Source organism: Rhizorhabdus sp. P4_G6 (genome assembly GCF_056401045.1).
Genome location: NZ_JBFUKC010000002.1, coordinates 76417 through 96932 on the forward strand (window position 1 = coordinate 76417; position 20516 = coordinate 96932).

20 protein-coding genes are annotated in these 20516 nt (G+C 63.6%); 7 read left to right on the top strand and 13 right to left on the bottom strand.

All coding sequences use genetic code 11. The features are described 5' to 3' along the window. The first annotated feature begins 40 nt into the window (after positions 1-40). The 3 genes from AC1DPF_RS02635 to AC1DPF_RS02645 all read left to right on the top strand — a co-directional run bounded on the left by AC1DPF_RS02635 (position 41) and on the right by AC1DPF_RS02645 (position 2163). Entirely contained in the window at positions 41-508 is a 468-nt protein-coding gene (locus tag AC1DPF_RS02635) for a hypothetical protein (RefSeq protein ID WP_477872020.1), read from the top strand. Positions 509-572: 64 nt separating this feature from the next. Further along, the gene (trhO, locus tag AC1DPF_RS02640) at positions 573-1535 is read left to right on the top strand and encodes an oxygen-dependent tRNA uridine(34) hydroxylase TrhO (RefSeq protein WP_477872138.1); all 963 of its coding nucleotides are present in this window, start codon (positions 573-575) and stop codon (positions 1533-1535) included. Further along, on the top strand, positions 1528-2163 hold the full coding sequence (locus AC1DPF_RS02645) for a glutathione S-transferase (RefSeq protein ID WP_477872018.1): 636 nt from the start codon (positions 1528-1530) through the stop codon (positions 2161-2163). Before trhO ends, AC1DPF_RS02645 begins: the two co-directional genes overlap by 8 nt. Before the next feature lie 8 nt (positions 2164-2171). Here AC1DPF_RS02645 and AC1DPF_RS02650 read toward each other — a convergent pair whose 3' ends face one another. Beyond that, a complete protein-coding gene (locus tag AC1DPF_RS02650) occupies positions 2172-3020 on the bottom strand; it encodes a hypothetical protein (protein WP_477872016.1) in 849 nt (282 codons plus the stop codon). A gap of 280 nt (positions 3021-3300) precedes the next feature. On the opposite strand from AC1DPF_RS02650, the gene guaA reads away from it, so the two are divergent. Beyond that, positions 3301-4893, top strand: a complete 1593-nt coding sequence (gene guaA / locus AC1DPF_RS02655; protein ID WP_477872014.1) for a glutamine-hydrolyzing GMP synthase — start codon at positions 3301-3303, stop codon at positions 4891-4893. A gap of 355 nt (positions 4894-5248) precedes the next feature. On the opposite strand, the gene AC1DPF_RS02660 is transcribed toward guaA, so the two are convergent. The 4 genes from AC1DPF_RS02660 to AC1DPF_RS02675 form a co-directional block, all read right to left on the bottom strand. Then, positions 5249-6223 carry a 50S ribosomal protein L11 methyltransferase gene (locus tag AC1DPF_RS02660; protein WP_477872012.1) on the bottom strand — a complete coding sequence of 325 codons (975 nt, stop codon included), beginning with the start codon at positions 6221-6223 and terminating at the stop codon, positions 5249-5251. Next, positions 6213-6923, bottom strand: coding sequence for an SDR family NAD(P)-dependent oxidoreductase (locus AC1DPF_RS02665; protein WP_477872010.1), 711 nt, complete (start codon positions 6921-6923; stop codon positions 6213-6215). The genes AC1DPF_RS02660 and AC1DPF_RS02665 overlap by 11 nt, the downstream gene beginning before the upstream one ends. An 86-nt stretch (positions 6924-7009) precedes the next feature. Continuing rightward, the gene (locus AC1DPF_RS02670; protein WP_477959572.1) at positions 7010-7699 is read right to left on the bottom strand and encodes a spermine/spermidine synthase domain-containing protein; all 690 of its coding nucleotides are present in this window, start codon (positions 7697-7699) and stop codon (positions 7010-7012) included. Positions 7700-7708: 9 nt separating this feature from the next. Continuing rightward, complete coding sequence (locus AC1DPF_RS02675; protein ID WP_477872006.1) at positions 7709-8020, bottom strand: DUF6481 family protein; 312 nt, start codon at positions 8018-8020, stop codon at positions 7709-7711. A gap of 172 nt (positions 8021-8192) precedes the next feature. On the opposite strand from AC1DPF_RS02675, the gene AC1DPF_RS02680 reads away from it, so the two are divergent. After that, the gene (locus AC1DPF_RS02680) at positions 8193-8333 is read left to right on the top strand and encodes a hypothetical protein (protein ID WP_477959574.1); all 141 of its coding nucleotides are present in this window, start codon (positions 8193-8195) and stop codon (positions 8331-8333) included. A 70-nt stretch (positions 8334-8403) separates the two neighbouring features. On the opposite strand, the gene AC1DPF_RS02685 is transcribed toward AC1DPF_RS02680, so the two are convergent. Then, on the bottom strand, positions 8404-8559 hold the full coding sequence (locus AC1DPF_RS02685) for a hypothetical protein (RefSeq protein ID WP_477872002.1): 156 nt from the start codon (positions 8557-8559) through the stop codon (positions 8404-8406). Positions 8560-8720: 161 nt separating this feature from the next. Between AC1DPF_RS02685 and AC1DPF_RS02690 the strand changes: the two genes are divergently transcribed. Continuing rightward, positions 8721-9485 carry a class I SAM-dependent methyltransferase gene (locus AC1DPF_RS02690; protein WP_477959576.1) on the top strand — a complete coding sequence of 255 codons (765 nt, stop codon included), beginning with the start codon at positions 8721-8723 and terminating at the stop codon, positions 9483-9485. 145 nt (positions 9486-9630) lie between these two features. On the opposite strand, the gene AC1DPF_RS02695 is transcribed toward AC1DPF_RS02690, so the two are convergent. From AC1DPF_RS02695 to glmU, 5 genes are all read right to left on the bottom strand, one after another. Continuing rightward, positions 9631-9945 carry a hypothetical protein gene (locus AC1DPF_RS02695; protein WP_477959577.1) on the bottom strand — a complete coding sequence of 105 codons (315 nt, stop codon included), beginning with the start codon at positions 9943-9945 and terminating at the stop codon, positions 9631-9633. A 509-nt stretch (positions 9946-10454) separates the two neighbouring features. Further along, positions 10455-11759 (bottom strand): UDP-glucose dehydrogenase family protein, encoded by a 1305-nt coding sequence (locus tag AC1DPF_RS02700; protein ID WP_477959579.1) that lies wholly within the window; start codon positions 11757-11759, stop codon positions 10455-10457. 264 nt (positions 11760-12023) lie between these two features. Further along, positions 12024-12674: a sugar transferase gene (locus tag AC1DPF_RS02705; RefSeq protein WP_477871994.1), complete on the bottom strand. Its 651-nt coding sequence runs from the start codon at positions 12672-12674 to the stop codon at positions 12024-12026. Between the two features lie 401 nt (positions 12675-13075). Beyond that, positions 13076-14902 (bottom strand): glutamine--fructose-6-phosphate transaminase (isomerizing), encoded by a 1827-nt coding sequence (gene glmS / locus AC1DPF_RS02710; RefSeq protein ID WP_477959582.1) that lies wholly within the window; start codon positions 14900-14902, stop codon positions 13076-13078. A gap of 182 nt (positions 14903-15084) precedes the next feature. Beyond that, positions 15085-16440 carry a bifunctional UDP-N-acetylglucosamine diphosphorylase/glucosamine-1-phosphate N-acetyltransferase GlmU gene (gene glmU / locus AC1DPF_RS02715; RefSeq protein WP_477959584.1) on the bottom strand — a complete coding sequence of 452 codons (1356 nt, stop codon included), beginning with the start codon at positions 16438-16440 and terminating at the stop codon, positions 15085-15087. A gap of 59 nt (positions 16441-16499) precedes the next feature. On the opposite strand from glmU, the gene gph reads away from it, so the two are divergent. Next, positions 16500-17885: a phosphoglycolate phosphatase gene (gene gph, locus AC1DPF_RS02720; RefSeq protein WP_477959586.1), complete on the top strand. Its 1386-nt coding sequence runs from the start codon at positions 16500-16502 to the stop codon at positions 17883-17885. 105 nt (positions 17886-17990) lie between these two features. Here the strand turns inward: gph and AC1DPF_RS02725 are convergent, their stop codons facing one another. Together AC1DPF_RS02725 and AC1DPF_RS02730 are read right to left on the bottom strand one after the other, a co-directional pair. Continuing rightward, a complete protein-coding gene (locus tag AC1DPF_RS02725) occupies positions 17991-19379 on the bottom strand; it encodes a cytochrome P450 (protein ID WP_477959588.1) in 1389 nt (462 codons plus the stop codon). After that, positions 19372-20502 carry a hypothetical protein gene (locus AC1DPF_RS02730; protein ID WP_477959590.1) on the bottom strand — a complete coding sequence of 377 codons (1131 nt, stop codon included), beginning with the start codon at positions 20500-20502 and terminating at the stop codon, positions 19372-19374. The genes AC1DPF_RS02725 and AC1DPF_RS02730 overlap by 8 nt, the downstream gene beginning before the upstream one ends. Between the last annotated feature and the right edge of the window lie 14 nt (positions 20503-20516).

Genomic DNA, 20516 nt, shown 5'->3' on the forward strand with positions numbered 1-20516 from the left:
CTCTGCCATAATATGCGTATCAGTCATCGGGGCGTGGATCATGTTCAAGACATTCATCGGTTCGGCAACGGCATTGGCTCTGGTGGCGAGCGCAAGCGCTCCGGTGCAGGCGCGACCCTATTGGGGCGGCTATCGCCATCATCACGGCGGCGGCGACACCTTCGGAAACATCCTGCTCGGTGCAGTGATCGCCGGCGGTGCCATCGCGGTGGCCAGCTCGGTCGGCAAGAACAAGGGCATCTCTTCGCGCCGGGGTGCGGACCAGCGCGACGATCTTCGCGACTCGGGCGACGATGCGCGTGAAGTGTCCTCGATCTGCACCAACGCCGTCGAGAATATGGCCAAGGGGCCGGTGTCGTCGGTCGATTCCGTAGGTCGCGATGGCGACGATGCCTGGCGGGTCGACGGGGTGGTCCGCGGCGAGCGCGGTGATCGCCAGTTCCTGTGCGACGTCCGCGAAGGCCAGGTCGAGTCGGTCCAGCTGCGCGAGCGCCTCGCAGCGCGCTGAAGCTGGCCGTGACGCTCGACTGTCGCTAGAAGGCGCGGCGTCCCACAGCCGCGCCAGGTGTATCATCAGCGACGATCCTTCTCCCTCCCTCCCGATCTGCGTCGCTGCGCTGTACCGCTTCACGCCATTCGACGATCTGGAAGCCAAGCGCACGGCGCTCGCGAAGATCTGCTGCGCGCATGGGATCAAGGGCACGCTGCTGCTCGCCCGCGAAGGCATCAATGGCACGATCGCGGGCTCCGATGATGCCATTGCGGCGGTCCTTGCCGAGCTGCGCAAGCAGCCCGGCTGTGCCGATCTGGAGGCCAAGCTATCGCGGGCCGCCCGCATGCCCTTCCATCGGATGAAGGTGCGCATCAAGCGCGAGATCGTCACGATGGGGGAGCCCGGCATCGATCCATCGGCCGGCGTTGGCCATTATGTCGCGCCTGAGGACTGGAATGCGCTGATCGCGCAGCCCGACGTGATCCTGATTGACACGCGCAACGACTATGAGGTCAAGGCCGGAAGCTTTGCCGGCGCCATCGATCCCGAGACGCGTTCATTCAGCGACTTTCCGGCCTGGTTCCGGGGGAAGCGCGACGAATTGCTTGGCGACAAGGCTGCGCCCAGGGTCGCCATGTTCTGCACCGGCGGAATACGCTGCGAAAAGGCGACCGCCTTCCTGAAGGCCGAAGGTATCGACGACGTCTATCACCTGCAGGGCGGCATCCTCAAATATCTCGAGACGGTGCCAGCCCAGGAGAGCCGGTGGGAAGGCGAATGCTTCGTCTTCGACGAACGGGTCACGGTGGCGCACGGCCTGGCGCCTGGCAGCTATCAGCTGTGCCGCGGATGCCGTCATCCCATCTCCGCGGAGGATCTTGCCTCGCCGCTCTATGCGGCCGGCGTGAGTTGCCCGGCCTGTCATGCCGATCGGACGGAGGCACAGCGCAGCGGCTATGCCGAACGGGAGCGCCAGACCCGGCTCGCCGAGGCGCGCGGCGAGCTGCATGTGGGCGCGGCGCGGCCTGCCCGGGATGGGTGAAAGGCCGGTCCTCTACAGCTTCCGCCGCTGTCCCTATGCCATGCGGGCGCGGATGGCGCTGATCGTCAGCGGCACAATCTGCGAACTGCGCGAGGTCAAGCTCTCGGCCAAGCCCACGGAGATGATCGCAGTGTCGCCGAAAGCCACGGTGCCAGTGCTCGTCCTGCCTGACGGCGAGGTCATCGATCAAAGTCTGGACATCATGCGCTGGTCGCTTGCGCGTCACGATCCCGAAGGCTGGATGGACGGCGACGACGCGGCGCTGATCGCCAATAATGACGGACCCTTCAAGCATCATCTGGATCGTTACAAATATCCCGGCCGCCACGGCAGCGATCCGCTCGAGCATCGAGCAGCCGGGTTGGCGATGCTCGCACGCTATGAAACTGCCTTGGCGCGGCAGGTCGACTTGCGCGGCCCACGTCGCACGCTGGCCGATATCGCAATCATGCCCTTCGTGCGGCAGTTTGCCGAGACCGATCGGCAATGGTTCGACCTGCAGCCGCTACCCGCGTTGCAGGCATGGCTCGCGCGCCATGTCGAATCCGCTCTGTTCGAAGCCGCGATGGCGCGATTTCCGCCTTGGGTTGCCGGCCAAGAGCCGGTTCTGCTGTGCCGGTCCGGATAGGCGTGGCCTTATAGCCCATCAATACCGTCCGGCGGCGCGACCACGATCGCATCGCTTTCATCGCCAGCGCCGTTGGCGGCGCTCAACGGTAGAAGCATCAGATCGAGCTTCAGCGCGCCCATTTTGCCGTCCCGAGCCGCGCGGAGCATGTCGACGGCGGCCAGAGCCCTTGTGTCACGGTTGAAGACGGTAAAATATTGTGATGTCGGTTCATCAGTGACCGAATGCGTTTCCAGACCCAGCGACGCCGCGGCGGCGTTGAAGATATCCATGTCCCGCTGCGAGCCGCTGACAATCGCGCCCCTGACGAAGTAGATCGGCTCCCCGAAAGTCGAACGAGCGACGATCGTCGTGCGGCGATCGCCCGCCAGCGGCGTGACGGTAAGTTCGGGCCAGGGAAACCAGTTGGCAAAGCGAGCGAGATCGGCGGTCAGGTCGTTTTTGGCCGGCGCGATCGCGATATAGGTGATCATCCATTCCTTGGCGATCGGGCAGAACAGATAGGTCTCGATCTTTTGCCCACCGTCGCGTTTCGATTTCGCTTCGAAGGATGAGCGCCTGCCCGATCCTTCGGAGTGCAGGGAAGGCAGGGCGACCGGTCCGACACTGACTCGCCGGGCGCGATACTCCTCTTTCATTTCCTCGTCGAAGCTGGTGGAATGGTTGGTGCACACCTCGGCCTCGACTTGCGCGTTGCGCGCTCCCGGAAGAATATAAGGGGCAGGATAGATCTCGACGGTCACGCTCATTTCGTGACCGGCAGAGCTGGTGTCATATTGCGCGGCGACGTGAAGACCATCCGGCGAAATCAGCTGGAGGGAGCTGCGCTGGAATGGCCCGATCGCCAGCGGGAACATGAAGCCGCTGCCGACATGCTGGTAGTTGGCGGGAGGGGCGGTCCCGGTCGTGGTCGTGGTCGAGGCCGCGGCTGCCGAGGCCACGAGTACCATCGAGATGATCACCATCCAAATATGCTTCATAGCTGCCCCCGCTGATCAGGCCGCGACTTCGGTCGACGTTTTGATCCCTATATGTTCCATTTGCTATGACTGCCGTCACGATGCAAGCCCCGTCTTACCCATATCGGTCGCCATCCGGTGACTGGACTCGCGCGCCGTCCCCCATTATCGGCTCCCCATGACAGCCCAGCTTCCCGCCTCCGTCGCCCCGAAGCCCAGCCAGCCGCACGACTCGATCCTGATCGTCGACTTCGGCAGCCAGGTCACCCAGCTGATCGCCAGACGCGTCCGCGAGGCCGGCGTGTATAGCGAGATCGCCCCGTTCAACGCCGCCGCGGCCGCATTCGAGCGGCTGCAGCCGAAAGGCGTGATCCTGTCCGGGGGGCCGTCGTCGGTCATGTGGGACGACAGCCCGCGCGCGCCGCAGGAGATATTCGAGGCGGGCGTGCCGGTGCTCGCGATCTGTTACGGCCAGCAGACGATGGCGCATCAACTCGGCGGCGTGGTCGCGCCATCGGACAATCGCGAGTTCGGCCGCGCCTTCATCGACGTGGTCGACGACTCGGCGCTGTTCGACGGGCTCTGGAAGATCGGCGAAAAGCATCAGGTCTGGATGAGCCATGGCGACCGCGTCGAGGTGCTGCCGCCAGGATTCAAGATCGTCGCGAGTTCGGAAGGCGCACCCTTCGCCATCGCCACCGACGAGAAGCGCCGCTTCTATTCGATGATGTTCCACCCCGAAGTGGTGCATACGCCCGATGGCGGCAAGCTGTTGGCCAATTTCGCGCGGCACGTCTGCGGGCTGGCCGGCGACTGGACGATGGCGGAGTTTCGCGACACCAAGATCGCGGAGATCCGTGCCCAGGTCGGCGACGGCAAGGTCATCTGCGGCCTGTCGGGCGGCGTCGACTCGGCGGTGGCGGCGGTCCTGATCCACGAGGCGATCGGCGATCAGCTGACCTGCGTGTTCGTCGACCATGGCCTGATGCGGCTGGAGGAGGCGGACCAGGTCGTGGGCCTGTTCCGCGGTCATTACGGCATCCCGCTGGTGCATGTGAATGCGGAGACCCTGTTCCTCAACGGGCTCAAGGGCCTCACCGATCCCGAAGCCAAGCGCAAGTTCATCGGCAAGACCTTCATCGAGGTCTTCGAGGCGGAAGCGCGCAAGATCGGCGGCGCCGATTTCCTGGCGCAGGGCACGCTTTATCCCGACGTGATCGAAAGCGTCAGCTTCACCGGCGGCCCCTCGGTGACGATCAAGAGCCACCACAATGTCGGCGGCCTGCCCGAGCGGATGAACATGAAGCTGGTCGAGCCGTTGCGCGAACTGTTCAAGGACGAAGTCCGCGAACTCGGCCGCGAACTCGGCCTGCCGGAGATATTCGTCGGCCGCCATCCCTTCCCGGGGCCGGGTCTGGCGATCCGCATCCCGGGAGAAGTCACCAAGGCGCGCTGCGACATCCTGCGCAAGGCCGATGCCGTCTATCTCGACGAGATCCGCCGCGCGGGGCTCTACGACGCGATCTGGCAGGCGTTCGCAGTGCTGCTGCCGGTCCGCACCGTCGGCGTGATGGGGGACGGCCGCACCTATGACTATGTGTGCGCGCTACGCGCCGTCACCTCGACGGACGGCATGACCGCCGACGTCTATCCGTTCGATTCGTCCTTCCTCAGCCGCGTCGCGACCCGCATCGTCAACGAAGTGCAGGGCATCAACAGGGTGACCTACGACTATACGTCGAAGCCTCCGGGAACGATCGAGTGGGAGTAACCGGAGTATAGTTTCGGATACTGCGCGAGACTGTGTCCTAGTGTAGGCGGCTCACACATCTCGATAGATACCGAATAATGCCCGCTTGTGGTGCCGCCCACGCTTTGGATTGATCGGGGCCGGACGCGCCATCACCGCTCCTGTCGAACTAGGCATGATGATGCTCAGGGACTGCGGCCAGGCCCTGAATCCTCCGCCAATGTCGTTACCCGCCCGAGCAGCCGGCGCGCGATGCGGGAGCGAAGGCGGTTCCAGAAGCCGGGCGGTGGCGGCGGCAGCCGGCTGCGCGCCGGCTTGGTCACCGAACCTGGCAGTTCGAGGAGATATTATGCTTGCATAATATTGAGGCGAATACTCAGCGGCGGCGCTTCACCATCCTGAGGGTCGGCCAGTCGCCGAGGACGATGCGATCAGCAAGATACATCCCCTGGCGGCGATAGGCCCGGGCCACGGCCTCGGCCTGGCTGTCGAGCAGGCCAGCCAGGATGAGCGAGCCGCCGGGCAGCACGGCGCCGGCGAAAATGGGCGCGAGTTCGATCAGCGGGCCGGCCAGGATATTGGCGATCAGCAGATCATAGGGCAACCGGGCCCTCAGCCGGCGGTCGGCCAGCCCAGCCGCGACCACCAGTTCGACCTGACCGCGCCCCCGGCCGACGCGGATACCATTGGCCGCCGCGTTCTCAGCCGTGACGTCGATCGACACCGGATCGATGTCAGATGCGATCAGCTTCGCCGCCGGCCACAGCGATCGCGCCGCAAAGGCAAGGAGGCCGGTGCCGGTTCCCACATCGGCGATGTCGGCGAAACGCCGGCCGTTGCGCTTCATCCGGTCGAGCATCATCAGGCAGCCGGTGGTGGTCTCGTGATGGCCGGTGCCGAAGGCACGGCCCGCATCGATGACGAAGCCGGTCGATCCTTCGGGCACATGATCGGCATTGTGCGGCGTGTGGACGAAGAAGCGGCCGGCGCGGATCGGCTCGAGACCCGATTGCGACAGCGTCACCCAATCCTCTTCGGGGATGTGGCTGATCTCGGGCATGGTCCCCGCGGCGCTCGGCACCAGCGCCATGGTCAGATCGATCAGGGCCTGGGCGGGCTTCCCTTCGACATAGACATCGAGCTGCCAGGCGTCCGGCCGGGCAGGATCCGGCTCGCTCGTCATCAGTGTCGGCTGCGGATCGAGCAGCGCGATCTCGACGACGTCTCCGGCAAGCATCTCGGCCTCGGCCTTCGTGCAGGGGAGGGTGATCTTCCAGCTGCCGGCGCGATCCGGCGCGAACGGGAAGCCGGTTACCTCATCGCCTCTCGGCTCCCTGCGTTTAGCGGACATAGCTTGCTCCATTGATGTCGATCACCGCTCCGGTCATCGAAGCGGGTGCGTCGAGCGCGAGGAATTTTACGGTATCGGCGACTTCCAGCGGCTCCGCCACGCGGCCGAGCGGAATGTCGGCGAGCAGCTTGTCGCCGCCCCGGCTGGAGAGATAATCCTCCGCCATGCCGGTCATCGTGAAGCCCGGGCACAGCGCAAAGGCCAGGATGCCTTCTGCGGCATAGCCGCGCGCTATCGTCTTGGTCATCGCGACCATGCCGGCCTTCGAGGCGGCATAATGCCAATGCGACGGACTATCGCCGCGATACGCGGCGCGGCTGGCGATGTTGATGATGCGGCCGCCGCCATGGCGCCGGAAATGGAGGACGGCGAGGCGGCACAGTTCAGCCGATGCCGTAAGGTTGATCTGCATCGTCCGGTTCCACGCCTCGGTCCAGGAAGCGTCGGGTGCGTCGATCGAGGCGGCCTCGAAGATGCCGGCGTTGTTGACCAGTACGTCGATGCGGCCATCGAGCTGGGCCAGCGCCTGATCCCAGATCCTGCGAGGTGCAGTGGGATCGAGCAGATCGGCCGCAAGTGTGCTGTCATCGCCATCGCTGGAGCGGTGGCCGATAAGTCGGACATCCTCTCCGGTGAAACGGTCGACGATGGCCTTGCCGATGCCGCGGCTGGTGCCGGTGGCGAAGATCGAAATAGTCATGGCGGCGGGATAGGGGCAGTGGGCTGCAGGGGCAACGACGGGATGGCGGCCCGTGCCTTAATTGGCCTAGCAGCCCCTGGCGGCCTTCAATCTTGCGTCGTTCCGTTCTGTTTCATCGCCAGCCAGATGACATGGTGCGCGCCCTTGACCCCGGTCGCCCGCACCTTGATCTCATCGACAGCGAAGCCCCCGCGCTTGAGGCGCTCCGCGAAGACCTTGTCCTGATAGGCCGACCATATGGCGAGCACGCCGCCCGGCGTAAGCGCAGCATGGGCGGCGCGCAGCCCATATTTGCCATAAAGCCTGCCATTGTCCGGATGGATCAGCGCATCGGGCCCATTGTCGACATCGAGCAGGATGGCGTCGAAGCCGGCGCCCGCTGCCGCGATCGTCTCACCCACGTCGCCGATCCTGACGGTAACGCGCGGATCGTCGAGGCTGTCGCCGAAGAGATGGGCCAGAGGCCCGCGCGCCCAATCGACGATCGTCGGCACCAGTTCGGCGACGACGACCTCTGCCTTGGGCGGCAGTACCGCGAGCGCTTTCCGCAAGGTGAAGCCCATGCCGAGCCCGCCGATCAGAAGGCGCGGCCGCGACCGGTCCTGAAGCCGTTCGCAGGGGAGGGTGGCCAACGCTTCCTCGGATCCCCGCAACCGGCTGCTCATCAGTTCATTACGGCCGAACAGAATCATATGATCCTGGCCGCGACGCATCAGGCGTAGCTCGCCGTCGGTTCCTGGGATCCGAGCAGTATCGACCAATTCCAGCGGAATCATGCTCGCTACCTAGCGCGCCTTGCGGGCGGCATAGCGGGCATCGCGGGCCGCCTTCTTCTCGGCTTCAGTCTTGGGAACGGGCTTGCGCGCCTCAGCTTCGGCGGCGCGCGCCAGCTTGTCCGCCTTGGCCTGTGCGATGGCGGCTCGCTTGGCTGCGCTCGCCTCGATCTTGGCGGCCTCGCGGGCGGCCTGTGCCGCCTGTCGCGCAGCAACCACCTCGGGATCGAGGGCCGGCTTTTCGCGCAGCTTGACGAGCGCGGTAGTCTTGGCCTGGTTGGCGCGGGCGAGGCGTTCCTGAAAGCTGTCCTTAAACGGCGGCATGTAGATATTTTCCTGGTTGATGTGATGGGCTGGAGAGAGGGCGACGACGTGCGCCGCCACATGGCATGCGGGCCCCATAGCAAAGATTTGCGCCTTAGGGCTGATTTAATGCGGGGGTGCTCATTCGCCATGCTATCCCGCGCCGTCCTTGGCCAGCAGCGAGCAAAATGTGATGAACGACCAGCCCCCCGATGCTTCGTCGACGAGCGGTGCGCTCGCGGTCTGGCTGAAGCTTGCCGCGCTGCTGGCGGGCCTGAGCGCGTTCGGTTTCCTGGTCTTCTGGGTCACCCGGCTGGGACATGGCGGCGGCTGACCGCCAGTCGAACGTGCCGCGATAAGCGGCGATCCGTTCGCCTGTTACAAGCGTGTCGATCGGCCGCTGATCAGCTTTCGCCAGTCCGCATCGGGATCTTGTTCGGCAGCTTCTTGCCCTTGGTGCGGCGCGACGGCACCTGCACCGGGTTCTTCTTCTTCCAGTCGCCCCAGCGCATCGGACCTTCCGGGGTGTCGATGATGCGGTCGTCGAGCGAGTCGGTCATGGTCCAATCCTGTGTTGCCGCTGTTGCGTGATCGGCCAGCGTAGCGGATCGGCGCGCGTCTTTCGACGAACATCTTGCCCGGTCGACGACTGCCACATTCCGGCGTTGAGCTGGTTCCGCCCGTGGCGCACCATGGTTGCTCAACAAGGGAGAGACGGCTCATGCGTTTCAAGATGATGTTCCCCGCGCTGGCGGGGGCAATGCTGCTCATGGCCACGGCGGCGCAGGCGGGAACGCCGGCCTATCTATCCGCAGCGGTGTCCGCCAGCGGGCGCCCCGCCCAGGCGGTCGCGCTCGACGCCGGCCGCAAGCCTGCGCAAGTGCTTGCCTTTCTTGGCCTCAAAGCTGGCATGGACGCGGCCGACATCATGACCGGCTCCGGCTATTGGGCAGAGATCATGGCAACTGCGGTCGGGCCGAAGGGCAAGGTCACGGCCTTCGAACCGGCGCAATTCTATAACGATCCGGACGAGCAGAAGGTGTGGAAAACGCTAACCGAGCGACGCCCGGACATCGACTTCGTGCGCTATCCGTTCGAGGCATTCACCGCCGGCGGGCGCCAGTTCGATTTCGTCATCATCAACCTGAACTACCACGATCTATACTGGGAGTCGGCGAAATATGGCATACCCCGCACCGATCCTCGGGCTTTCCTCAAGGAACTGTTCGCCGCGGTGAAGCCCGGCGGCGTCGTCGGCATCATCGATCATGTCGGGCCGGCGGGAGATACCCGCGCGCTGGTGGACAAGCTTCACCGCATCGATCCATCGACCGTGAAGGCCGATTTTGCCGCCGCGGGATTCCGCTTCGAAGCCGCCAGTCCGTTGCTCGCCAATACCTCCGACGACCATCGCAAGCTTGTGTTCGACCCGGCCATACGCGGAAAGACCGACCGTTTCCTCTACCGGTTCCGCAAGCCGAAATGAGCAAGTCGCATGAACAGCGCCGCCAGCTATGACCTGACAATTGTCATACAAGGCGGCGCGGTGAATGTCGCAACGGATCATTTGTCTGCCTGAAGACGCGTTTGGAGGCGCCGGTTGCCCGGCGCCTCCTCGTCCGGCTCGTCAATCAGTCCCGGTCCCAATAGTCGCGCCGGTCATGTCGATCATGGCGACGCTCGTGGCGCCAACCATGATGCCGGCCGCGATCCCAACGATCGCGATCCCAACCGCGATAGCCGCGGTCATAGCGATACGGGTAAGCCCGGCCATATCCATAGGCGTAGGTGGGATAGCCATAGCCATAGCCGTAAGGGCTTCCATAATAGCCTCGATCATAATGGCCGCTTGAGATGCTGAAGCTCACGATCTGGGCCGGGGCTGCGGCGGGAATGACGGTGGCGGCAAGCGCCGCGGCACCGATCAGGCCAGCTTTGATACGCATCGCTACTCTCCTCATATTGTACAGGCGTTGGGAGACCAGTAGCATCGGCGCGATGAGGCCGCGCTGAATGCCGCCGAAAGCTCCCGTTCATCGCATACCCATTCTGACTCACGTAATTCCGCGTATTTCCTTGAGTTAGACTAATGTTGTACCTATCTTGGATTAGCCACTCGGGGCTTGGATCAAAGGGAAGCGCATCGGCGCGCAACCAACAGGCCTCGGAGCGGCAACAAGCCTGCCCCTCGCAGGGGACGGAGAGGATAGATTGCCGATCACCCGCGTTCGCGAGGCTGACAAAGCAGACGAACGGATCATCGATGCTCCGATCGAGCGCCCTGACGAAAGTCTTGCGCCCCCCCACCCACGATTGCCCGGGCAGAGCCGATACGCTGACCCGCCCGATGTTCAGAAGGCGCCGCGGGCGCTGCGGCTGCTCCTGATCATTGGATCCCCGGTCGTGCTCTGGAGCCTTATCTATCTCGCCATAAGGGCGTTATGAGGCGCCGCTTTCACGGGCGCCCGATCGACGTATAGGCGAAGCCTGCGGCCTGCATCTGGTCGGGACGATAGATGTTGCGCAGATCGACGATCGTCGGGCTCTTGAGAAGCCGCTTCACCCGCTCCAGATCGAGCGCACGGAACTCGTTCCATTCCGTGACGAGGACAAGCACATCGGCGTCCTGCATCGCGTCATAGGCATCTTCGGCGAACTCGACATTCTCGAGCATCTTCTCGGCCTGGTGCCGCCCCTCGGGATCGAAGGCGCTGACCCGCGCGCCGTTGTCCTGGAGGACGCGTACAATGTCGATGCTGGGTGAGTCCCGCATATCGTCAGTATTGGGTTTGAAGGTCAGGCCAAGCAGAGCGATCTTCTTGTCCGCCACCGATCCGCCTGCCGCAGTGATCACGCGCCGCCCCATCATGCGCTTGCGCTGATTATTGACGTCCACCGTCGCCTTGACGATCTGCATCGGGCTCTCATGGTCCTCGGCGGTCTTGAGCAGGGCGGTCGTGTCCTTGGGGAAGCAGGATCCGCCATAGCCGGGACCGGCGTGCAGGAATTTGCCGCCGATGCGATTGTCCATGCCGATGCCGCGCGCGACATTCTGGACGTTGGCGCCCGTCTTCTCGCACAGGTCGGCGATTTCGTTGATGAAAGTGATCTTGATCGCGAGGAAGGCGTTGGCGGCGTATTTGATCATTTCCGACGTCTCGGTCTCGACGAACAGGATCGGGACCTCGCGCAGCGACAGTGGGCGATAGATATCGCGGAGCACCGCTTGCGCGCTCTCGCTCGAGGTGCCGCACACGACCCGGTCGGGCCGCATGAAATCCTCGATGGCGGACCCTTCGCGGAGGAATTCGGGGTTCGACGCGACATCGATCGTCATATCCGGCCGCGCCTTGGCGACGATGGCTGCGACATGCTTGGCGGTCCCTACCGGCACCGTCGATTTCGTCACCATCAGGCAAGGTCGGGTAATCGATTCCGCAACCTGCTGGGCGGCGGCATAGACATAGGACAAATCCGCATGGCCATCGCCGCGGCGCGAGGGGGTTCCGACCGCAATGAACACGGCGTCCACGTCGCGGACACCTTCCTTGATGTCGCTTGTGAACTTGAGACGGCCGAAGCGGCTGTTGCGCTTCACCAACTCATCGAGGCCCGGTTCGAAGATCGGGATCTCGCCCTGTTTGAGCTTCGCGATCGTCGCTTCGTTGATATCGACGCAGGTGACCTCATGGCCGAACTCGGAAAAGCAGGCCCCCGAAACCAGACCGACATAACCCGTGCCGATAATCGCTAAACGCATGTTCGCTCCTTATTCATGACCTTTCCTCCGAAAGCATATCCGTGGATCATGCCGTCGGTGCGTGACGGGCGTTATGCGCCACGTCACGATGGATCGGTCCGTTGGTCTGTGGATTGCCGGATGCGCGGTGGCTACGCAACATGCCATGCCAATCTTATGCTGCTGAGCATGTCATGGATCATGCGGAAAGGGGCGACGCGATGCGCCGATGCGCGCCGATATTCGAGAGAAACCGCGCCGGTCCAGATTGCCAGCGTCCCGATCTCAGAAGCTGCCTCTTGCCAGCAGCACGGCCGGAACGGTCATCGCCAATATGCGAAGGTCGAGCCCCAGGTTCCTGTTGCGCGCATAGCTGACATCCAGCGCCACGCGACGGCGATAATGGATGTTGTTTCGCCCGCTGACTTGCCACAGGCCCGTGATGCCCGGCTTGACGCTGCTATATTCGGCGAAATAGCGGCCGTAGCGCGGGATTTCGCCCTCGACGATCGGACGGGGGCCGACGATGCTCATTTCCCCGCGCAGCACATTGATGAACTGCGGCAGTTCGTCGATGCTCGTCCGGCGCAGGAAGTTGCCGATCCGCGTAATCCGCGGATCGCGACGAAGCTTGAAATCGCGGGCCCATTCGTCGCGGGCCGCCGCATCGGTCGCCAGCAGGTGGCTGAGCCGCTGCTCTGCATCGACGACCATCGACCGGAACTTCAGGCAGGGAAAGGTCCGGCCATCACGGCCCAGCCGCCGGTGAGCAAAGAATATGGGGCCTGGATCCACGAGATATACGAGCGCCGCCACGATCAGCATCAGCGGTGCGAGAAAGATCAGAAGCCCCAAGGCGGTGACGATATCCAGCGCGCGTACCGCCAGGGCATCGAACTGGGCCGATCTGCGCGCAGTATTCCTGTCATCGGCCATGAAGCTAATCCTTTGAATCGCCCCCGATTCAATATCAGCAAGCATATCCACCCCATTTTTGCTGCGTTGCGGAATACTAGCCTACCCCTGATGGCATCGCTTCGATAGACGATCAACGACTTGGCGACCAATTGACCGATACAAGAGGCTGGCTGAGAATTCACGCCGATGTAACATTCGCTAATTTCCGCCGATTTCTCGGCGTGATTCGATCGTTGGCTCCGCACTGAGGTTGTGTTCGTAGGCGAAACGATGTTCCACCAACAACTATTAAGGGTAGGTTAACCGCCCTGATTTTATTTCGCAACTGCGAAAAATAGCGCTCTGGTTGCGCCGTGTACATGCTGGCGGGGATATTCCGGAGGCTTTCCGCCGCTGGCGCGTCGAGTATCGGGGCCCCGTTACTCGACTGTCACCGACTTCGCGAGATTGCGTGGCTGATCGACATCCGTGCCCTTGGCGACCGCGACGTGATAGGCGAGCAGCTGGACCGGAATGGCATAGACGATCGGAGCGATCAGCGGATGCACCTTGGGCATCGTGATCGTTGCCATGCAGCCTTCGCCCGCCGCGGCGATCCCGTCATAGTCGGAGATCAGCACCACCTTGCCGCCGCGCGCCTGGACTTCCTGCATGTTGGACACGGTCTTCTCGAACAGCGGGCCCGAAGGCGCGATCACGATCACCGGTACATTCTCGTCGATCAGGGCGATAGGACCGTGCTTCATCTCGCCGGCGGCATAGCCTTCGGCGTGGATATAGCTGATTTCCTTGAGCTTCAGCGCGCCTTCGAGCGCCAAAGGATAATCGGTGCCGCGCCCCAGATAGAGCACGTCGCGCGCCACCGCGATCACGCCCGCCATCGACTCGATCGCCTGATCATAAGCCAGCGCGCCGTTGATCGCCGCCGGAGCCTCGGACAAATGGCGGACGATTTCCTTTTCCTCGCGGACGCTCAGGCGCCCCTTGGCGCGCGCGATATTAGCCGCGAGCGCGGCGAGGACCGCCAGCTGGCAGGTGAAGGCCTTGGTGGAGGCGACGCCGATCTCGGGTCCGGCATGCGTCGGCAGCAACAGGTCGGCTTCGCGCGCCATGGTGGAGGTCGGCACATTGACCACTACGGCGATCTTCTGTCCTTCGGCCCGCGCATGGCGCAAAGCCGCGAGCGTGTCCGCGGTCTCACCTGACTGGCTGATGAAGAGCGCGAGACCGCCATCCTCCATGACCGGCTCGCGATATCGGAATTCGGAAGCGACATCGAGGTCCACGGGTACGCGCGCGAATTGCTCGAACCAGTATTTCGCAACCATGCCGGCATAGAAGCTCGTCCCGCAGGCGACGATCGTGACGCGGCGGATCGCACTCAGGTCGAAGTCGGGAATGGGGAGCGATACCTCACCCTCGAGCCGACGGAGATAGGATTTGAGCGTCTGCGCCACGACAATCGGCTGCTCATATATTTCCTTGAGCATGAAGTGGCGGTGATTGCCCTTGTCGATGGTCAGGTTCGAAACCCCCGAATTGACCACCGCGCGGTCGACCGGCTGATCCGTGCGATCGTAGATCTGGGTCTTCTCGCGGGTGATGACGACCCAGTCACCCTCCTCCAGATATGAAATCTGCTGGGTCAGCGGCGCAAGCGCGAGCGCATCCGAACCGAGATAGGTTTCGCCATTCTCGCCATAGCCGACAACCAGCGGCGAGCCGAGCCGCGCGCCGATCAGCATGTCCGGATCCTGCCGGAACAGGATCGCAAGCGCGAAGGCACCGTGCAGCCGCTTCAGATTGGTGCGCACCGCCTCGACCGGATCGATTCCCGCCTCGACATCCGAGGAGATGAGATGGGCGACGACTTCGGTGTCGGTCTGGCTCTCGAAGACCCGCCCCTTGGCGATGAGTTCGTCGCGCAGCGGCTTGAAGTTCTCGATGATGCCGTTGTGGACCAGGGCAACCTCGCCGGTTGCATGAGGATGGGCGTTGTCCTGGGTCGGCGCACCATGCGTCGCCCAGCGGGTGTGGGCGATGCCGATCAGGCCGGCGAGCGGTTCGGCCTCCATCTTGCGGGCGAGATTGTCGAGCTTGCCCTCGGCGCGGCGGCGATCGAGCCGATCATCGTGGACGGTGCAGACGCCGGCCGAATCATAGCCGCGATATTCGAGCCGGCGAAGACCTTCGACGAGACGGCCCGCCACGTCCTGCCTGCCCACTATGCCGATAATGCCACACATCGACGAACGCCCCACTTACCCGCGATTCCAGCCCGCCGATGGTCAAAGCACTATTAACCGCGGCTGACAATGCGGGAGCAGTATTGCCACTTCTGTCGCTACCCAGCCCGGTCGGCAGGCGGATGCAGCCTTTCTGAAGGGCCGGTGGGAAAGAAGTGGATTCCGGTCGGCATGATCGGGAATCACCTCGTCGCTTTCTTCGCCTTCATCGCCTCGCGGAAGCGCCCGGCCCAGCCCGGTCGCGTCTCCTGCGTGCCGCGTGCAACTCCCAGCGAATCGGCTTCGACATCACGCGTGATCACCGATCCTGCCGCGACGATTGCTCCGCTGCCGATGGTGACGGGGGCGACCAGCGCGCTGTTCGATCCGATGAACGCGCCTTCACCGATGGCGGTGCGATATTTGAGGAAGCCGTCATAATTGCAGGTGATCGTGCCGGCGCCGATATTGGCCTTCGCTCCTACATCGGCATCGCCGATGTAGGACAGGTGATTGGCCTTGGCGCCCGGGCCGAAGCGGCCGTTCTTGACCTCGACGAAATTGCCGATCTTCGCGCCCTCGCCGATGTCGGCGCCGGGCCGCAGCCGAGCATAGGGGCCGATCTCCGCGCCGCTGCGAACCGTTGCGCCCTCGATGTGGCTGAAGCCATGGATGGTGACGCCATCGCCGATCCGCACCTTGGGGCCGAAGAAGACGTTCGGCTCGATCACGACGTCGCGCCCGATGAAGGTGTCGTGGGCGAACCACACCGTCTCGGGGGCAATCAGGGTGGCGCCGTCGGCCATAGCGGCGTCGCGGCGTCGCTTCTGCCATTCGCCCTCGACCAGGGCGAGTTCAGCACGGCTATTCACCCCGGCGACCTCCCAGGCTTCGGCCTCGATCACCGCCGACGAACGCCCGTCTGCCTTCGCGATCATGACGATGTCGGGCAGATAATATTCCTGCGCGGCATTGTCGTTGCCGACGCGGGCAAGCAGCGGCCACAAATCCGCGGCGCGCACGGCCATCAGCCCGGAATTGCACAGATCCACCGCGCGCTCGGCGGGGTTCGCATCCTTATACTCGACCATCTTGTCGATCATGCCGTCGTGCCGGACGAGAATGCGTCCATAAGCGAGCGGATCGGCCGGGCGGAAGCCGAGGACAACGCAGGCCGGCTGGTCCTCGGCGTTGAGCCGGTCGAGCATGCGTGCCATTGTTTCTGGCCGCACCAGCGGTACGTCACCGTAGAGGATCAGCACGTCGCCATCGAAGCCGGCCAGCGCCGCCGCGCCCTGCTGGACGGCATGAGCGGTGCCGAGTTGCGGTTCCTGCGTAGCGACATCGACACCAAGCGGCGCCACGAAGCTCTCGACCTGCTCGCGCCCGGCGCCGGTCACCACGAGTTTCTTTGCGGCACCCAGCTGGTCGACGGCCGCGATCAGATGGCCGAGCATCGGGCGGCCTGCGATCGGGTGAAGCACCTTGTGGAGATCGGATTTCATGCGCGTCCCCTTGCCTGCGGCAAGGATCAGCGCGGCGAAGGAGCGCGTCTGCATCTGCGTCGTCTGCCACGAAGCGCTTGCCTTTTCCATATCGGCCGGGGATGGAGCGCGCGATGACAGCCGATTTCCCCTTCGACGTGGTCGCCTTCGATCTCGACGGCACGCTTGCCGACACCGCCCCCGATCTTACCGCCGCGCTGAACCATGCCCTGTTGGTGCTCGGCCGTCCGCCGGTGCCGGCCGAGGATGTCCGTCACATGGTGGGCCATGGTGCTCGCGCCCTGCTCCAGAAGGGGCTGGCGGCGACCGGCGAGATGACCGAGGCGCTGGTCGAGGAAGGTTTTCCCATCTTCATCGACTATTATCTCGATCATATCGCCGATGGTACGACGGTTTTTCCAGGCCTGAACGCGGCGCTGGATCAGTTGGCAGCGCGGGGCGTGAAGCTGGCGGTATGCACAAACAAGGCTGAGCTGCTTGCGCGCCGATGCATCGATGCGCTCGGCTGGCAGGACCGTTTCGATGCGCTGGTGGGTGGTGACACCTTGACCGTGCGCAAGCCCGATCCAGCGCCGCTGTTCGAGGCGATTGCCAGATGCGGCGGGGGCCGCGCCGCCTATGTGGGGGACTCGATCACCGATACCGACACCGGGCGTAACGCAAATATCCCTACGGTTGCTGTGACCTTCGGCTTCTCGGACCGACCGCACGACCAGCTCGACGCGACCGCATTGGTCGACCATTTCGACGATCTCATCCCGACGCTGGAGCGGCTCGGAAAGGAGGAGAGCTGGCTGAGCTGCAACATCTGCGGGTCCACGGAATTCGTCGCGCGACAGCAGCGTGGCCACGTGCAGTGCGGGGATTGCGGATCGAACGAGCGTGCGCGGCTCCTGTGGCTGATGCTGGAGAAGCATGGCATGCTCCGACCGGGTCTGCGGGTGCTGCACATTGCACCCGAAAGGCCGCTTGCGGAGCGCCTGCACGCATTCTACGGCGATGGTTATGAGCCCGTCGACATCGATCCGGACCTCTATGATTTCGCACCCAACATCCGAAGGATCGATCTGGTCGAGGATGCTGCGCGTCTCCCTCTGGGACGTTACGACCTGATCCTGCATTCCCACGTGATGGAGCATATTCCGTGCAACATCACGGCGATCCTGTTCCATCTCCATCGAGCGTTGACACCGTCGGGCAAGCATATTTGTTGTGTGCCGATTATTCGCGGCGGCCACTATGGCGAGGATCTCGGTCCGATCGCTGAGTCCGAAGCTTTAACGAGATTCGGACAGGAAGATCATGTCCGCACCTTCGGCGGCGAGGATATCCAGCGAACGCTCGGCATGATCTTCGCGCTGCCAGATGAGTATGATCTTACACGCGAATTCGATGCGGCGACCTTGATCCGCCATGCAATTCCCCGCATCAATTGGCGCGGCTGGTCGCCCAATTCCGTGTTGGTGATCGAGAAGGACGATCTTTTGCTGAGGCCGTGACAGTCGTCGCCCCAGCGAAGTCTGGGGCCTAGCACTCTCATATCAGATGTCATCTGACCGCGCGACCGACATGGATGCCAGCCTTCGCGGGCATGACGGCTTGGGTCAGCGACGCTCGAACCACAGCCGCACCGCCCGCTTCGGTCGAAGGGTCAGCCTGCTCACCGGCTCGGGCTTGGCTATATCCGGATAGCGCAGCCGGAACGTGCGGATCAGGCTGGCCAGGATCAGCATTCCCTCCTGCTGCGCGAACCCGGCGCCGATGCAGATGCGGGGCCCTTTGCCGAACGGCAGATAGGCGCGGCGGCAGGCCTCGGCCTCTTCGGGGTCGTCGAAACGCTCCGGCGCGAAGGCGTGCGGGCACTTCCAGTTGTCCCGGTTGCGCTGGATCAGCCACGGCGAAACCACGATCATCGCCCCGGCCTGGACCAGCTTGTCGCGGAAAGTCGTCGGGGCGGTGACCTCGCGGACGAGAAAGCTGACCGGCGGATAGAGGCGCAGCGTTTCACGGAAGAGATTGCGGATGCCGTTCATCCCGCGGAGATGCTCGAAGGCGATCGGGTCTCCGCCCGTTTCCCGCTCGATCTCGGCGACCAGCGCCTCTTGCAGATGCGGGCATTCGGACAGCAGGTAGAGTGACCACGTCATCGCAGAGGCAGCGGTTTCATGGCCTGCCAGGAAGATCGTCGAGACCTGCTCCATGATCTTTCCATAGGTGAAGGATTCGCCAGTCCGCGGGTGACGAGCCTCCAGCAGCGACTGGAGGATGTCGTCCCCGGCCTCACCGCCATCGTGCCAGGCGTCGTAGCGCGCCTTCACGATGGGGCCAAAGACGCCGTGGATTTCTGCCGCGGCCCGTTTGGCGCGCCTGCGATAGCCCAGCATCGGAAGGCCGTAGAGCCGGAGCATCGCGCCCGGCTGGATATTCTTCTGATAGCGATGGAAGGAATGATAGATATGGTCGGCGCTCGACTGGTCGAGCTTCACCGAGAAGATGGTGCGATAGATGATGTCCGCGGCGACGTGGGTCATCAGCGGATCGACCTCGAGAGGCCGCGATCGATCGAGCGTCGCGATGTGCGCCAGCAGATCGTCGACCGCTGCCTGCATCGCCGGGAAGACGCGCTTGAGGTTCGTGTGCGCGAAGGCCGGGTTGACCATTTCGCGCTGATCTTCCCAGTCCTGGCCATTTGCGGAGAAGACGCTGTTGCCGATCAATGGGTCGAGCAGATCGTTGAGGAAGCGATGTTTCGGGAAGACTCTGTCCCTGTCGTCCATCACCCGATCGACCACCGACAGGTCGTTGGCGATGAAGAAGTCCAGCTTGGGCAGGCGGATCTCGCCCATCTTCATCGTGTAGCTGCGGTCGAACAGCGTGTGGATCCAGCTGTTCCAGCCGGTCAGGAAACGCTTGAGCAGCGATGCCTTGCTCTTGTGCGGTATGGGGTAGGGGGGCGTGAACAGTGGCCCGTCATGTCCCTGATGATCAGGCATCGTTCTCGGCCTTGAAAGCCTCGATCGACTGCTCGATCGGCCGCGCGCCCGAAGCTATCGCGATATAATCCAGCGGGGAGATCCGATCGAATGTCCGCAGATAATCGAAATGGGTCTCATATTTGTTGCGCCGGCGCGCCTGATAGCTGGCCGGATCGCAATATTTGAACCAGCGCGGGCTGGTCTGGAACAGGCGCGCCTTGCGCGGCCGAGGGCAGCTGATGCACGGATCGATGCCCGCTATGCAGGCGCCGTCGGTGATCGATCCGATATCGAGCCAGCGGAAATCGCCCTGGCCGACGGCATCCAGCAATCCGTGGAAGCGCTTGCTGTCCTTGCGGTTGCCGATGAGCGCGATGCATGAGCCCAGCGTTACCAGGCTGAAGCGATCCGGCAGCGTTCCGCCGCTGGCATTGAGCAGGCGGGCCATGATCGGCACCGCCATGATCGATCCGTTGCTATGGGTGACGAACAATATCTCGTCCCAGTCCTCGTCGAGGCTGGCGTGGATCTGATCGGAGAACTCGTCCATGCGGGCGTCGACGTCGGGGGGGAGGCGTTCGCCGGCCAGCGTGTCGTTGAAGATGATGAACCGCAGCAGCCAGAAGCCCTGGATCTTCTTCACCACGAACATCGCCACGGCGAGGCCGATCAGCGCGGCCGCGAGCAATCCCCAACGCCAGCCGAGCAGCGCGCCGAATGGCAACCACAGCAGGATGCCGAACAGGATAGGCAGCAATATCGTCGTTACGCCAGGATAGTAGAAGGCGAATTTGACGCCGAACGGAAAGGTCCGCACGATCGGCCAGTCGAGCAGGCGGGTGAAGTTCCAATAGGCCGCGACCGAACGCTTGAGCAGCGCCAGCGGGTTCTTCACCCAGTGGCTGCGCACCACATCGTCCCAGCCGAGGAAGACGTAGTCGGTCTCGCTGTCCTGGCTCTCGTCGCGGATCGTCCAGGCCGTCGAATGCGGCGGCTCGCGGCGGCGCTTGCCGACGCTGACCTGCCGGTCCGCAACCCGATTATACCCCTCCGCCTGCTCCGCGAAGAGTTGGTGGTAGAAGCGTGCACCCCTGGGATCGAAACCGCTGAGATAGAAGATTTTGCGCTTGAACGCCGGCATCGCCGCTGCTTACT